General features: G+C 33.9%; 19 protein-coding genes. 1 reads left to right on the top strand and 18 read right to left on the bottom strand.

All coding sequences use genetic code 11. The annotated features are described in order from the left end of the window. Positions 1–3: 3 nt before the first annotated feature. The 11 genes from dmpG to CAB05_RS08025 all read right to left on the bottom strand — a co-directional run bounded on the left by dmpG (position 4) and on the right by CAB05_RS08025 (position 9,841). Positions 4–1,032: a 4-hydroxy-2-oxovalerate aldolase gene (gene dmpG / locus CAB05_RS08075; protein ID WP_087999308.1), complete on the bottom strand. Its 1,029-nt coding sequence runs from the start codon at positions 1,030–1,032 to the stop codon at positions 4–6. Between the two features lie 30 nt (positions 1,033–1,062). After that, complete coding sequence (locus tag CAB05_RS08070; protein ID WP_087999307.1) at positions 1,063–1,944, bottom strand: acetaldehyde dehydrogenase (acetylating); 882 nt, start codon at positions 1,942–1,944, stop codon at positions 1,063–1,065. A 14-nt stretch (positions 1,945–1,958) separates the two neighbouring features. Further along, a complete protein-coding gene (locus CAB05_RS08065; RefSeq protein ID WP_087999306.1) occupies positions 1,959–2,741 on the bottom strand; it encodes a 2-keto-4-pentenoate hydratase in 783 nt (260 codons plus the stop codon). Positions 2,742–2,760: 19 nt separating this feature from the next. Continuing rightward, entirely contained in the window at positions 2,761–4,233 is a 1,473-nt protein-coding gene (locus CAB05_RS08060; RefSeq protein WP_087999305.1) for an aldehyde dehydrogenase, read from the bottom strand. A 202-nt stretch (positions 4,234–4,435) separates the two neighbouring features. Beyond that, positions 4,436–4,897 carry a RidA family protein gene (locus tag CAB05_RS08055; RefSeq protein WP_087999304.1) on the bottom strand — a complete coding sequence of 154 codons (462 nt, stop codon included), beginning with the start codon at positions 4,895–4,897 and terminating at the stop codon, positions 4,436–4,438. Beyond that, positions 4,866–5,906 (bottom strand): amidohydrolase family protein, encoded by a 1,041-nt coding sequence (locus CAB05_RS08050; RefSeq protein ID WP_087999303.1) that lies wholly within the window; start codon positions 5,904–5,906, stop codon positions 4,866–4,868. The genes CAB05_RS08055 and CAB05_RS08050 overlap by 32 nt, the downstream gene beginning before the upstream one ends. Next, the gene (locus tag CAB05_RS08045) at positions 5,891–6,430 is read right to left on the bottom strand and encodes a 3-hydroxyanthranilate 3,4-dioxygenase (RefSeq protein WP_087999302.1); all 540 of its coding nucleotides are present in this window, start codon (positions 6,428–6,430) and stop codon (positions 5,891–5,893) included. The genes CAB05_RS08050 and CAB05_RS08045 overlap by 16 nt, the downstream gene beginning before the upstream one ends. 39 nt (positions 6,431–6,469) lie before the next feature. Continuing rightward, positions 6,470–7,216, bottom strand: a complete 747-nt coding sequence (locus CAB05_RS08040) for an IclR family transcriptional regulator (RefSeq protein WP_087999301.1) — start codon at positions 7,214–7,216, stop codon at positions 6,470–6,472. A 104-nt stretch (positions 7,217–7,320) separates the two neighbouring features. Then, entirely contained in the window at positions 7,321–8,796 is a 1,476-nt protein-coding gene (locus CAB05_RS08035; RefSeq protein WP_087999300.1) for a 4-hydroxyphenylacetate 3-hydroxylase family protein, read from the bottom strand. Positions 8,797–8,851: 55 nt separating this feature from the next. Further along, positions 8,852–9,322, bottom strand: coding sequence for a flavin reductase family protein (locus CAB05_RS08030; protein ID WP_087999299.1), 471 nt, complete (start codon positions 9,320–9,322; stop codon positions 8,852–8,854). Positions 9,323–9,652: 330 nt separating this feature from the next. Next, positions 9,653–9,841 (bottom strand): hypothetical protein, encoded by a 189-nt coding sequence (locus CAB05_RS08025; protein ID WP_087999298.1) that lies wholly within the window; start codon positions 9,839–9,841, stop codon positions 9,653–9,655. Positions 9,842–10,118: 277 nt separating this feature from the next. Between CAB05_RS08025 and CAB05_RS08020 the strand changes: the two genes are divergently transcribed. Then, complete coding sequence (locus CAB05_RS08020) at positions 10,119–10,847, top strand: hypothetical protein (protein ID WP_087999297.1); 729 nt, start codon at positions 10,119–10,121, stop codon at positions 10,845–10,847. A gap of 70 nt (positions 10,848–10,917) precedes the next feature. Here CAB05_RS08020 and CAB05_RS08015 read toward each other — a convergent pair whose 3' ends face one another. The 7 genes from CAB05_RS08015 to CAB05_RS07985 form a co-directional block, all read right to left on the bottom strand. Beyond that, positions 10,918–11,736, bottom strand: a complete 819-nt coding sequence (locus tag CAB05_RS08015; protein WP_087999296.1) for an MBL fold metallo-hydrolase — start codon at positions 11,734–11,736, stop codon at positions 10,918–10,920. A 186-nt stretch (positions 11,737–11,922) separates the two neighbouring features. Further along, complete coding sequence (locus CAB05_RS08010; RefSeq protein WP_087999295.1) at positions 11,923–12,165, bottom strand: hypothetical protein; 243 nt, start codon at positions 12,163–12,165, stop codon at positions 11,923–11,925. A 189-nt stretch (positions 12,166–12,354) separates the two neighbouring features. Further along, positions 12,355–12,843: a DUF2798 domain-containing protein gene (locus CAB05_RS08005; protein ID WP_087999568.1), complete on the bottom strand. Its 489-nt coding sequence runs from the start codon at positions 12,841–12,843 to the stop codon at positions 12,355–12,357. Positions 12,844–13,057: 214 nt separating this feature from the next. Continuing rightward, positions 13,058–13,483, bottom strand: coding sequence for a GNAT family N-acetyltransferase (locus CAB05_RS08000; RefSeq protein WP_087999294.1), 426 nt, complete (start codon positions 13,481–13,483; stop codon positions 13,058–13,060). A gap of 234 nt (positions 13,484–13,717) precedes the next feature. Next, positions 13,718–14,251, bottom strand: a complete 534-nt coding sequence (locus tag CAB05_RS07995) for a permease (protein ID WP_087999293.1) — start codon at positions 14,249–14,251, stop codon at positions 13,718–13,720. Further along, positions 14,248–14,730 carry a hypothetical protein gene (locus CAB05_RS07990; RefSeq protein ID WP_087999292.1) on the bottom strand — a complete coding sequence of 161 codons (483 nt, stop codon included), beginning with the start codon at positions 14,728–14,730 and terminating at the stop codon, positions 14,248–14,250. Before CAB05_RS07990 ends, CAB05_RS07995 begins: the two co-directional genes overlap by 4 nt. Next, entirely contained in the window at positions 14,723–15,064 is a 342-nt protein-coding gene (locus CAB05_RS07985; RefSeq protein ID WP_087999291.1) for a PadR family transcriptional regulator, read from the bottom strand. The genes CAB05_RS07990 and CAB05_RS07985 overlap by 8 nt, the downstream gene beginning before the upstream one ends. Positions 15,065–15,309 lie beyond the last annotated feature (245 nt).

Genomic DNA, 15,309 nt, shown 5'->3' with positions numbered 1-15,309 from the left:
CATTTATTCCCCCTTCAATAGAACCGCTCTTTCTTTTGCTATTTTACTGGCAACGTCTTGTATCATATCTTCTTGTCCGCCTACAACTCTTTGTTTTCCCAGCTCTACCAAAATATCTCTTGCATCTACATTCCACTTCTTTGCAGCTCGGTTCGCATGAAGTAGAAAACTAGAATAAACTCCAGCATAGCCTAAAATTAAACTGCCTCTTGTAATCTCTTGAGGTGTATGTAAAATCGGCGCAACGATATCCTCAGCTAAATCCATCATTTTATAAAAATCGATTCCTGTTTTTATGTTTAGTCGCTCTAGTACGCCAACTAAAACTTCCGTTTGTGTATTTCCGGCTCCAGCTCCTAAGCATCGAACGCTACCGTCAATTCTCGTTGCGCCTTCTTCGATTGCCACTAATGTATTGGCCATAGCTAACGACAAATTATTATGTGCATGAAAACCGATTTCAACTGAAAGAGCTTGTCGTAATGCAGCTATTCGTTGTTTTACTTCATGTGGTAAGAACGCACCAGCTGAATCAACCATATAAACTACATCTGCACCATAGCTTTCCATGAGTAATGCCTGTTCAACTAATTTTTCAACAGGTACCATATGAGACATCATCAAAAATCCTACTGTTTCAAGTCCAAGCTCTTTTGATTTCGAGATATGCTGTTTTGATACGTCCGCTTCAGTAACATGAGTTGCAATCCTTGCCATTTTTACGCCTAAATCAGCTGCAACTTTTAATTCCTTTACTGTCCCAATACCTGGTAAAAGCAAAACGGCTATTTTTGATTGCTTGCAAGTATGAACAGCAGCTTCAATTAGTTCAAATTCATTTGTCGTTGATAATCCGTACTGTAATGATGATCCACCTAATCCATCACCATGAGAAACTTCAATATAAGGAACATTTGCTTCATCAAGTGCTTTTGTAACCCTTACGACTTGATCGACTTTATATGAATGTGCGATTGCATGACTTCCATCTCGAAGAGCCACCTCAGTTATGAGGACATCTCTTTCATTCATTCTACATCCCTCTCATTCTATTAAATTAGGTTAAACTGTTTTTGCTAAATCATACTGTGCAATTTCTTCAGCTACTTTTACTGCAGCGGCAGTCATGATGTCTAAATTACCAGAATAGCTAGGTAAATAATCTCCCGCACCTTCTACTTCCAAATGGACGATGACAGTATTACCTTCAATCATTGGCTCCATTCTTAAACGATAACCTGGTACATAGTTCCTTACACTTTTAACCATTAAGTGAATTGAATCTTTAATTTCTTCAGGATTAAATGATTCATTTTCTAATACACAATAGATCGTGTCTCTCATCATAATTGGAGGTTCCGCAGGATTTAAAATAATGATTGCCTTTCCTTTTTTAGCTCCACCGATTTCTTCTAATCCACGCGCTGTCGTTTCTGTGAATTCATCAATGTTGGAACGGGTACCTGGACCCGCACTTTTACTGCTAATCGTTGCAACAATTTCAGCGTAATTTACTTTAGCAACTTTACCAATTGCATGAACAACCGGGATTGTCGCTTGGCCACCACATGTAATCAAATTAACATTACCTTCCCTAATATGTGCCCCTATATTAACAGAAGGTACAACGAAAGGTCCAAGTGCTGCAGGTGTTAAATCTATTACTCTTTTCTCTAAATCACTTAAAATCTTTGCATGAACGATATGTGCTTTTGCAGATGTAGCATCAAATAACAAATCGGCTATTTCTTTACGATCAATAAAACCTTCAATACCGTTTTCGATGACTTCTAATCCAAGTTGTCTAGCACGTTTTAATCCATCTGATTCTGGATCAATCCCGATCATCGTCGTCAATTCAAGAAAATCATGATCGATGAGTTTCATCATTAAATCAGTTCCAATATTTCCTGACCCGATAATACCAACCTTCAACTTACGCATCATCTACACCTCTTTTAAGAAAATGAAATTGAAACATCACCCAATAATGGGAATTTTGCGGTAAAACAATCACCGTCAGTTGCATTTATTGCGGCTGATAATGCACCTGATAAAATGACTTCTCCTGCCTTTAATGAAATACCAAATTCACTTAGTTTATTTGCTAACCAAGCAACACATGTAATTGGATTTCCTAATACTGCATTACCTTTTCCAGTGTTCATCAGTTCACCGTTTCGATACAATTCCATCATGACATTTGGTAAGTCAATTTCATGAATGTCAAATCGGTGATTACCAAGGACATATAAACAACTTGATGCATTGTCAGCCACAGTATCTTCTAAACGGATTTTCCAATTTTCAATTCTACTATCAACTACTTCAATTGCAGGGACAATGTAATCTGTTGCATTGATTACATCTTCAACCGTTACATTTGGTCCAACTAAATCCCTTTTTAATACAAATGCAATTTCAGCTTCAACCTTTGGTGCAATCGTTTCATTTATAGAAACTTCTCCACCATTTTCTATTTTCATAGTATCTAATAAATGTCCATAATCTGGTTCATCAACACCTAATAACTCCTGCATCGCAATTGATGTTAAACCAATTTTTTTACCAACAATTTTTTGTCCTTTGCTTAATTTAAAATCAATATTGGCTAATTGAATTTGATAAGCTTCCTGTACTGTTAAATGTGGATGTTGTTCAGATAATGGTTTTATACTACTTCTATTTCTTTCTGAATCTAGCAAAAGTGTTGAAATCTCATCTATTTTAGTCGTTTTCATGTTCATCACCTTTCAAATCTTATAATTTAATTGTGATATTGGATAATTCACTATAAAACTCAAAACTATGAATACCACCTTCACGTCCAATCCCACTTTGCTTCATTCCTCCAAAAGGTGTACGTAAATCTCTTAAATACCATGTATTAACCCAAATAATCCCCGCTTCAATTTGATGTGCAACGCGATGAGCTTTTCGAAGATCATTCGTCCAAATCGTTGCGCCTAATCCGTAATGAGTGTCATTTGCCCGTTCAATCACTTCATCCTCAGTATCGAATGGTAATACTGTTACAACAGGACCAAAAATTTCTTCTTTCACACATCTCGAGTCATGACTAAGTCCGCTAATAATTGTAGGTGAAATAAAATATCCACTTGAAAGATGCTCGGGTCTACTACCACCCGTTAAAATTGTTCCACCGTCTTCTTTTGCAATTTCGATATATGATAATACTTTGTCATAGTGCTCTTTTCCAATAACAGCGCCCACTTTCGTACCTTCTTCAAATGGATCGCCAATTTTTAATTCATTTGTTTTCTCTACAAACTTTTCAAGAAATTCTTGATAAATTGAACGTTCAATATATATTCGTGAACCACATAAACAAACTTCACCTTGATTCATAAACGAAGACTTTAATGTTGTTTCAATCACTTCATCAAGATTAGAATCCGCAAAAATAATATTAGGATTTTTTCCACCTAGCTCGAATGAAAGCTTTTTAAGTGTAGGTGCTGCTGCTTTCATAATGGCAGTTCCTGTTTTCGTTTCACCGGTGAAAGTAATTGCATCAACATCAGGATGTTCAGTTAAAGCTGAACCTGCTCCATTTGCTCCAAATCCATGGACAATATTGATGACACCATCAGGTACGCCTGCTTCTTTGCATATTTCAGCTAAAATTGTTGCCGTCATTGGCGTTAATTCGGCAGGTTTCATCACCGTCGTATTTCCCGCTGCTAAGCAAGGTGCTAGCTTCCAAGTTAAAAGAAGCAATGGAAGATTCCAAGGATTAATCATTCCGACTACACCTACCGGACGGCGGTATGAATAATGCAATGCGGTTTGATTTTGCATATGACTCTCTGTGCCTAATGAAGTAATATAATCAGCAAAAAAATAAAAATTGTAAGCTGATCGGGTAATGTCTACCTCAAGCGCAAGTTCATATGGCTTACCAGTATCCATTGCTTCTAAAGCCGCAAGTTCTTCTTTTCTTGCTAAAATTCCATCACCTATTTTTCTTAAAACAATCGATCTTTGCTCAGTCGTAAAATGTTTCCACTCACCTTTTAAAGCTCTTCTAGCAGCTTTTACTGCCAAATCAATTTCTAGTTCGCCACCTTCAGAAATCTTTCCTAATACTTCTTCTGTCGCTGGATTTATATTTAAGAATGTTTTTTGATTAAACGAAGGAATATATTGACCATCTATGAAATGCTTACAATCAATCGGTAATGTTTTATTTTTATTTAATTGTATTTGCATAAAGGACACCTACCATTCTTTATAAAATAAAAGGTGACACGAATGTCACCACAGACAATTGAAAAACGCTTGCTTTCATCATTGCTTCGCTTGTAGTGCTCATTACCTTTAATGGTAAATTTGCTTCTTACCTTGCTGTGCCTTTTGAAAGTCAAGCGTTCTCAATCAGTCTGAATATCTTTTTTAGCTTTACTTTACTAACTTAATCTTCAATTTCTACGATCATCTCAATTTCAATCGCTGTATTGTTTGGAAGCTGTGCCATTCCAACTGCTGAACGGGCATGTTTTCCTTTTTCACCAAACACTTCAACGAGTAAATCCGACGCCCCATTCATTACTTTCGGCTGCTCTGTAAACGTATCTGTACAATTAACAAAGCCTAATAATTTAATAACTTTTTTGATCCTTGAAAGTTCTCCAAGTTCGTTCTTTAAAGCGCTTAATAAATTTAACATCGATTGACGTGATGCTAAGTATCCCTCTTCAATCGTTAAATCACGCCCAAGCTTACCGTGGAATTCATCTACCCCTTGCCCGGCTGTAAAAATTAGATTTCCTGTTCGAACAAGGCTCACATAATTACCTACAGCTGCTCTAACGGGCTTTAATGTAAAGCCTAAACTGTTTAATCTATCTTCTGGAGTCAATACTTTGTTTTCCATATCGTAAGTTTGTCTCCTTTATATTTAAGAATTCTAATGCGTTTTTACTAAAAATAGCTTCTCTTACTTCACTACTTATATCTTGTAAGCGATCGATTACTCTACCTGGTGGTACTTCTCTTAATAAAAACGGATAATCCGAGCCAATTACAATCTTTTCATACCCAAATCTATCAATTAAAAACTGAATATTTAATGGGTCATAATGTAAAGAGTCAAAATAAAAATTTTGAACATAATGACTCGGAGGCTTTGATGTTTTTCTAAGATGCGGCCATACTTCCCAACCTTGGTCTAGTCTAGGTAAGATGAATGGAAAAGAGCCTCCTCCATGTGCAAAACAAATTTTTAAATTCGGATATTTTTCAATGACTCCACCGAATGTTAAACTTGCAGCTGCTAAAGCAGTTTCACTTGGCATGCCAACTGTATACATAAAATTATGATCTGGCGTACGATCCTTAGCCAAAGTTTCCCAAGGATGAATAAATAATGGTACATTCCATTTTTCAGCCATTTCGAAAAATGGTTGAAACTGCTCACTATCCAAATTCACACCATTCACATTTGTTCCAATTTCTAATCCATGTAGTCCCAATTCATGAATACAACGGTCCATTTCTTTAATCGCAACTTCCGAATCCTGCATTGGCACCGTACCTAAACCTAGAAACTTTGTTGGATATTTTTTAACCGTTTCTGCAATAAAGTCATTTTGAATGACCGCCATTTCTAAAGCAGCATGAGGGGGTGCCCAGTATGAAAATGTTACTGGTATAGGGGATAATACTTGCATACAAACCCCTTCTTTAGCCATGTCCTCGATTCTTTTTTCAGCGCTCCAAACTTGGTCCGTAACTTCTCTAAAGACTTTACCGCCGACCATAATATTGGCACCGCAGGAACATGTTGGTTGTAAAATCGGCCAACGCTCCTGCCCATATTTTTCAAAGAAATTAGGTAATTGTTCCGGAATGATATGTGTATGAAAATCTATACGCATACCCATTCATCCGCTTCCTCTTTCATGACATGGCCACAATGCTTACACGTTCTTAGCTCTAAGCTACCATTGAATTGTTCAATAGCTTCCTTCACTTGTGTACCGATATCTGTTAATTGAACAGTTGTTTTATGCATTTCTAAATTACATTCATCACAATGCCAGACGAAGCTTTCTAATTCACCAACAGCTCTTTTTCTTTCAATCACGATTCCATAAGAATCTTTTACTCGATGTGGTGAATGTGGCACAAATGAAGGTAGCATAAATATTTCACCTTCAGCTACTTCAACTACTTCTCGCTTTCCTTCGCCAGTAATACATTCAACGTAACAGCTTCCTTTTATTTGATAGAAAAATTCGTCCGCCGGATCAACATGGAAATCCCTACGCTTATTTGGGCCACCAATAATCATGGCAATATATTCTGAATCCTCCCAAATAACCTTATTATTTACAGGTGGTTTTAATAACTCTTTATTGTCCTCTATCAATTTAACAATATTGAAAACTCGACTTTTAAGATTCATTTTTATCCTCCTAGGCGTTGTCTTTGTAACCGTTTACAATTACGTGTTAATATATCCTAATTGATTAGAGACTAACTTGGCCGTCTTCATTACATCTTGAACCATTCGGCCAATGTCTTGACTCATCATATAGGAAACTGGTCCTACCATGTTTAATGCAGCAAAAGTGTGTCCTGCATATGTTTGAATTGGTGCTGCGATCCCAAATAATCCTAAATCATTTTCATTATTACTAATGCTATATCCATTTTCTTTAATGGCTGCTAATTCCTTTTGTAATGTATCAATACAAGTAATTGTATTAGTTGTATATGCGGTTAAGCCTCTTTCAATTGTTGGCTTTATATATTTTGGATTATACGAGAGTAATATTTTCCCTGTACTCGTACAGTAAGCTGGTCTTTTCGCCCCTACAAATGTAGGTACTGGTATCGAATTTTTTGATGAAACCTTTAATACAAATCTTACATTTCCAGCATCAAACATACCGATATGTACAGTTCCATTATAGTTTTTTAGTAGATTTTCTAGTAAAGGAATGGCCTCACTGTATATGTCTTGTTGATGCATTACATGATTACTCCATTCTAATAACTTCCAACCTAAACGGTATTTCTTTTTACTATCTTGAATTAAAATACCAAGCGAACACAATGTTCTAACTAAATGGTGCACAGAACTAGCATTCATATTTAATTTTTCAGCTATTTCTAAATTTCCTAAGACTGGTTCATCTTCTGTAAAGCAATCTAATATTCTAGAAATCTTATGAACTGAAGAGATCATGAGATATTCCCTCCCCACGAAAAGCTAAAAAATTTCATAAACACCCAACTTTCCTAAAATTAGTCGTTAAATTTTAGAATTCGCTAGATGATTGGATTGTCCTTTTAAATTGGTTCACCTATTAATTTATTCGCACCATTTAATGCGTCATCAACCATTGTAAATGTTTTTTTACGCTTCATTTGATTATAAAAGATTGCTCTTTTTCGAATTGGATCACCAGTATAATATCTTTCGTATTGAAGAGCTCTTTGTCCAAATGCCTCTCCACATAAATCCCATGCTAGCTTAAATAATTGCACTCGCTCAAGAGATGAAACGCCTTCTCTACCTACATAATATTTATCTAATGAATTTCTTAGTTCAGGATGTTGAAAGTCTGCCTCAGTAGGTGACATTAACAAGCCTCCTGCACCAATCGTTTGGATTACTTCTATCGCTCTTGGATACATTGTTGGTAATAATCCTCGAATCGTTTCTAGAGGTTCCATTGCCGGTCTTACTTCCCCAGAAGGTAAAGTTTCATATTCATTCTCCGCAGTACGCAGTAATGCTCTGATTGTTTCAACTGCTTGAAGTAGTTCTCCTAAATCATTTTGGACATTTAAATAGCCATCTACGCCAATTGAATCAGCTAGTTTACAAGCTACTTCTGTTGCAAACGCTAGTTTAATATAGCCTCTAATGCCGGATTGATGGGCAGGTTGCTGAGCAATGCCTGTTTTTGGATATAGATTATTAGCTGCCTCAACATTATTATGGATAAATACTCGATTCCAAGGGACTAATACATCCTCAAAAACTAGTACCGCATCCATTTCTTCAAATCTAGAAGCTAAAGGATGATCAAAGAATGATCTTTTTCCATCTTGCATTTGTTCTCTACAAATAATTTTTAAACCTGGTGTATCTATTGGTAAAGCAAAAGCTAACGCATATCGCTCATCACCTTCATGGAATCCAGGGAATGAATAAATAATAACTTCATCTGTAATTGGAGCAAGCGTAGCCAGCATTTTTGCGCCTCTAACGACTAAACCCTCAGCAGTTTCCTCAACAGCTCCTAAATGAGTAAATAGATCTTTTTGTTCATATGAAGGCTTGCTTCGGTCATTTTGTGGATTGATAATGGCATGAGTTAAAAATAGATCCTGATCTCGGACAAATTTAAAATAGTTTTGAACATTTTTAGACCATTCTGGATTGTATTTATCCAAAAACCAAGAATTACTTGCCATAGATGTTAATACAACATTTAAAAAATCTGGTGTTCTTCCCATTAACCCGAAAGTTGACTTTGCATATGCTTCAAATAATTCACCACGAGCTTTAATATCTTCAAACGTTTTTGGCACTAAAAATGCATTTGAAATTCTTTCACCAGTTTCACTACAAATATGAGTAATTTTCTCCTGATACTTAGCATCAAATTGCAAATCAAATAATTTCGCAATTTCTAGAATCGGTTGCTTAAATACTGGATGATTCACAAGGTCCTCTACCTTTTCACCGCCAAGCCATACTTCAGGTTTTCTCGACTTTAATCCTTCAATATACTCTGCACCAGTACGAATTCCCACTAAACTTCCCCCTTATCGCTTCATCATATTTGAATAAAATTGAAATCCCCTCAAACTAAGATTGATTAACTTTTGTATTTAAAAATGAACCATTAAAAAACATTAAAGCGCTTTCATTTTGGTATGAAAATTCTTTAACTTCACCAATAAACAATACATGATCTCCACCGTCATATTCTTTCCAAGGTAAGCATTCAATTGTTGCCAAAGCGCCACCAATTTTAGGACCGATCATTGTATCTTCCCAATTGATAACTAAATCATCTTGTGGACGACCAGCAAATTGCCAAGCAATATTTTCCTGATCAGAAGCAAGGATATTCACGATAAAATTTCTATTTTTTAAACCTTGTAATGCTTTTGCTCTTTTATCGATTGATACTAAAACAAGTGCAGGATCTAATGATACAGATGTAAATGAATTAACCGTAATTCCACTTCTATTGCCATCATCATCTTTAAACGATACAACAGTCACTCCAGTAGCAAACTTACCAAAGCAATTTCTTAATTCTCTTGTATCCATTTTTAAAGCACCTCCATTCATGTTTTTTAAATCTAAATTCAATATAATTAATTTAAAAATTATGAACAATCAAATAATTTCACATTATGAAATTTAATATATTTCTTAAAAGAAAAATTGATTTTTTCTTCATTAAATAAAAAGTAGTCATTGTTCTCACAGACTTTAAAAAGAAAGAGCATGCCACGTTCAGCATGCTCTTTTTCTTATTCTTAATTAAAAAAACTGAGGAAAGTAAATCGATAGAGTTTCATATCTTATTAATATAGCACCTTTGTTTTCACAAACTTTTAATACAACATTCTTTATTAAAAATAATTGTGACAAGTATTACAGTTTTGAACCACCTTTAACTCTTTTTACTTTACTACTACACTTTGGACATACGACATAAAAAGAGTCGGGACTACTACTTAATGAACCACTTGTAAAAATGCTATTATACCATCTGTTAACTTTCTCGAATGACATGATATAGATCCCACCTAATATACCGATTACAATACAAGCTAGAATCATAGTACCTCCTAAAAGTTGGAAAATTTCTATATATTTATCATAATCGTTTCCCGATGTTTCATCAATCTATCATGATAACAATTTAATACTTACAGACAAATTAAAGACAGTCTCAAACAAATTTTTCTTGCTACTGATTAGATATAAAATGCGGTTTGACTATATTTTCCGTACGTGTTTTCCATTATAGATCATTCGTCGATTTAAACCTGCGTTCCCCCTTCTGTTTTTTGTGCATAAATTATCGTATCAATAATGAAAGGAGGGAGAAAAATTCATGGGATTATTTATTAATAAACATGATCATCCAGATGTTTATAAAAATATCGAAAAAATTCAGGCCCAAAATCAAAGTTTAGTTCGACATACTGCCTTAACAGAGCTTATAAAAGAACAACAATTAAGTAATACGAACCTAGCAAATTCAATCGCTGAACTGAAACCCCAATATGAACAACTAGAAGAGATGCAAACCACTCAGTGGAATCAAATGAAAGAACAAATAAATGATCTAATTGTTAGTAGTCGTAACCATGAGGATTTAGAAAATATGATGTTAAAAAGGTTACATTCAATAGAAGAAAGTGAAAAGTTATTAAAAGAATCGATTATTGATCAAATGAATAGCTTAAGTGAAACTTATCAAGAATTGGTAAGTCGCATGGAAAAAAATGAATCATCAAACGAACATCTTACATTACTACTGAATAAACAGCTTGAACTACAAAAAGAAGTAGCTGATACTTTACAAAAACAAGAAGAATTCCAAACAGGGGTACTAAATCGCTTAGACACCCAAGAAGCTTTAACCGAAAAAATCTCCCGCCAACTCAATCATATCCGTTCCATTATTTTTGAACGAACTGACTATATCGCTACTAAACTAGAAGACAGCTATAAAAAAACATCAGCATATGTCTATAAACTTATGAATGGAACTGAACATCCAACTTATTCTACGTTGGTCAATAGTAAAAAGAAAAAAAATCAACAAAATACTGACTGATCATATCATTCAATATTAATAAAAAAAATCCCTGATTTATAAAAAATTCAGGGTTTTTTATATGTTTTATTTATACTTTATTTTTATCATTCAAAATCGAGGTTACTATGTGTAGTGAATCCCATTCCCCGCTAGAAAATTTTATAATAGGATATTTTTTTGGAAATAGCTTATTACTGATTTCTTCCGCTGTAACGCCTTCTTTTTGTAAAGTTAAAACATCATGTTGAAGTGATAATAAATAATCTTTCTTTCGTTCCAGCGCTGCGCGACCATCCTCTACAAAACCTACATGACTGCAAAATACATCTTCAAAATCATAAGCTAAAACCTGCTCTAAAGATTGTATAATTGTTGGGATATGTTCTTCTGCTAATACAACTTTTGTCCGCTCGGTTACATATAAATCTCCAGTAAATAATTGTCCGGTATCACGATTCAAAAGTGCATTATGATCTTTAGCATGCCCTGGTGTCGCAATGATTTCCCAAGTCGCATTTCTGGATTGAAACTGATCAGGCATTGCTTGCGCATCAAATGCCTTTCTTCTTCCCCAAAACAATTGTCGGTATAAAGGATAATCTGCTCTTTTTTTACATTCATCAATCGCTTTTTCACTTAAAAATATAGGTACTTTTTTCATTTTTCCAACATAAGCCGCGTTGCCTGAATGATCCTCATGAGAATGAGTCAGCATTACTTGATCAAAATCTGTTTGCTCAACAAACGATTTAAAATATTTATGTAAGGACTGTGCTCCAGTATCAATTAATACGCCATCAACTACATAACAGTAAACATTCAAAGTAACACTTTGAAATTTTACGACTCCATTCATGTACTTTACGCCATTTTTCTCTCCAAAGTATGATTTTTTCTTAAAAAACAAACTAATCCCCTCCTTACCCTCACTCAAACATTACAAAAGCCTACCAAGATTTATTTAAGTTTGGTCGATAATAATAAACTTTTAATGAATTTAATTTACAATATTCAGAATAATAATATTAGACGATGTTTCTTCAAATATTGATTAAAAAACTGTTTATATTACTTTTAATTATTACCTTAATAATTATCGTTTGGTGTTTCCGCTTTTACGAAAAATCATATACGCTATTAGGAAAAGAAATAAAGGTACGATGACAAAAAAGTGACTTAGTTCGTTAAATACACAAATCCATATATACAATAATGAAGCAAAGATCCCACTGCTAATAAAGGCGATGACTGACTTTTTCCAGATTCCCCAAATGATGGTTACTGGAACAGCAATGATACTAGTCCAAAGCACGATGCTGACGATAAAAAACAACATCTTAAAACCTCCGTTTTATGTAGACTCTTACAAAAGTTACCATTTTTTGAGATTTACTCAATTATATTCTATAGTACGTTTGAATGTGAAGTTATTGAACTACGCATTGCATGCTTCCGTTCAATAACTATACTTTTTGGTCAAACATAATTGAAAGCTGACTTAAACTTCATTAAAGGATTTTGGATTCTATAGACTACTAGACTTCATCATTCTTTGACTTTTTACGAATTTAGTAAATAAGTAGCGTACAATTGGTCCCATAATCAGAAGCTGTAGTGGCAATGCAAAAATAAAATTTCTAGAAGCAATCGTAATGTAACTTTTAACAAACGATTCTTCTAGAACGTTAGATAAATAGGCAGTAACTACTCCATAAAGAGACATACAGAGAACCATTCCAATCACCATAAAAAATGAAATGGAAAGAATCACAAAAAGCTTTTTAGATTTATCGAATGGTAGTGATAAAGCTAATTTCTGAGCAACCGGGCCTACAATAAATGACTCTATTAAGAATGCAACAATAAAGCCCAACAAAAGTTGTAACAGTATTCCTTTTAAAGGAATTTCTCCGATCAAGTCATTTATGATTAAATTATAAAATGTCATGACCACGACCATCCCAGCACACATCATTAATCCAAAATAAAAACTTTCTTTCTTAGTTGTCGGCATTTCCATCATCCTTTCTTTTAACACCTTCGTTATTATAGCGTTAGTGGAAAGGTCTTCATAAGTGAACATTTTGTGAACTTTTCATTGTATTTTTAACTTCATTTTGAAACTAAATGTAGACTTTTTATAAACTAAAGTATCTCTTCGCAAAATAAATAGGACTACCGAAGCAGTCCATTATGATAGTTTATCTCATGCTTAGTCACAATTCATCTTATTCACGTGTAAGTTTCTTTTCTAAATAATATTGCTTAAATCCTTTCGGATGATCTTCTACAATCCCCACTACCTTAAAGCCTAGTTTCTGATAAAAGTCTGGTGCTTGAAAGCTAAACGTATCTAATAGGATTAGCCTACAATTATTTTCTATTGCCGTTTTCTCGATATGTTGTAACAATTTTTCACCGTAGCCTTTACCTCTTAATGAATCGTCCACCCATAGATAATCTATATGTAAATGATACCAGACAATCTTTCCAGTGATGCCTCCAACAATTTCCCCGGCATCATTTCTAAGTATATAACTAACATTAAATGATGATTGTTTGACTTCATCTGGAAGCATTGATAGATTGTATTCAATTACCTTATTTCGAATATAATCACAATCCTCTTTAACCCATTGTTTAGATATGTGCATGTTTTTCCTCCCTTTTAACCAAAATAATGAAATTATGTGATTAAATGTGCCATATTGAAAATCTATTTTTCTTACTTATTAAGTTAAGAGATTCAGATTCCTATTAATTTGATAATGATTAATGTGTATTTCTATTTCATTTTTAACTATCCTGCCTTTTACAAAATAAAAATAGCCTTTTTACTAATAAAAAAGCTATTTTTTAGAACGCATTTATTTAGTTAAGAATATTTTCTACATTGATTTTTGTTCATTCAATTCATATTTCATCAAGCTTCTTCCGTCATAAAACTTTTCATAGATTATACCCAATATATAGTAGAATACGAGACCAAAACAAATATGAATCAGTGTAAACTTAATGCCGAATGAAGTAAATTCATATATTGCTGTTGGTATTTTTGCTGTTGTCCAAACCCCTAAGAAAAACACAATGTAACGAATGCTCGCTCCTTTTTGTAAAAAAAGGACTGCCATAGGAAAAGCTACATATAGGGGACCTGCTGCAATTACTCCTAAAACTAGTGAGAAAACTGTCCCATAAATACCTGATTTTTTCCCCATATATTTGATCAGTGTTTCTTTTTCTACCCATTTATCTAGTAAACTAACAAATACTAAGACAGGAGGAAGTAGAAATAGCATATTTATAATGCTGTTTCCTGTTAATTGAAATGCCTTCCATCCTAGCCTTTGATTTAAAACAGTAAGAATCAAAAGACCAATTAGTAATATGAAAAAGAAACGATATCTTTTTAATGCATTCATCCCATCACCACCCAAATAATATATGCAAATAGAAGTGACATAACGATTCCTGCAGCATTACGTGAATATGCAAAGCCTCGACCAAATAATTTTTGCTCCATAGGTATCGTAATCACTCCAACCGCCATCATTGTCGACATTAAAGCAGCAACTTGTGGGAGCCCAGCACCATTTTGGACTAATGTATCCCCTAATGGAAATACGATAAAACTTGGTATTAGTGCAAACGAACCTATGATTGTAGAATAAACAATACCCATCAATCCAGATTCTTCTCCTAAAAATGAAGAAATGAAAGATGGTGTTAGTAAAGATAGTGAAAGTCCTACGAAAAGCATAATTGATAAAATATCTGGTAAAATATTACGAAACATTTTCCATGACTGTTTTAGTGCATCTTTTGTTTTATTTCTGTCCTTTATAAAAGAAATAGTAACAAAAATAATCGCAATAGAGTACAGTATGATCCCATTAATCATGGTTAGATTCCTTCCATACCTGATATTTTTCTAAGAAAAATGATAAGTTCTTAATTTTTCTTTCAATATTTACTTGAAATTCTTCTAACTTTTCTTTTCCAACCTCAGTGATTTTATACATTTTTATTGGCTTATCTTGTTCAGTTGTACCTAAATATGACTCTACAGCACCTTCATTTTCTAATTGTTTTAGTGTGCGATATAATATTGAGCTATCAATTGGATTGATGGGAAGCTCTTCCTCACATTTCTGCCAAAGCTTTCCCCCGTAGCTATCTCCCTCTGTTAAAAACAGTAAAATAAATGCTCCAGTATGTCTCCCTGTATGCTTCATGACACTAAACCTCCTAAATTTAATGTAAAAGAAATCAATAACGATAAATCCTCAGTATATACTGTTAATCACATTTTACTGTTATTAACAGTATAGTGTTATTAACAGTATATGCAGGTTTCAATTTAAATTCAACTACAATCCACCATTAATTAAACAAAAGTTTGATCCTTAGCTATTGTGAATCAAAAAAACCGATTTCCTCGTTGGAAAATCGGTTAAAAAAAATTAATTTTGTCTTGTAT

This window comes from Gottfriedia solisilvae, assembly GCF_002128405.1.
In the GTDB taxonomy this organism is placed as follows: Bacteria; Bacillota; Bacilli; order Bacillales; family Bacillaceae_G; genus Gottfriedia; species Gottfriedia solisilvae.
Note: the sequence above shows the minus strand (reverse complement) of the source record. Positions and strands in the feature narration are given on the sequence as shown.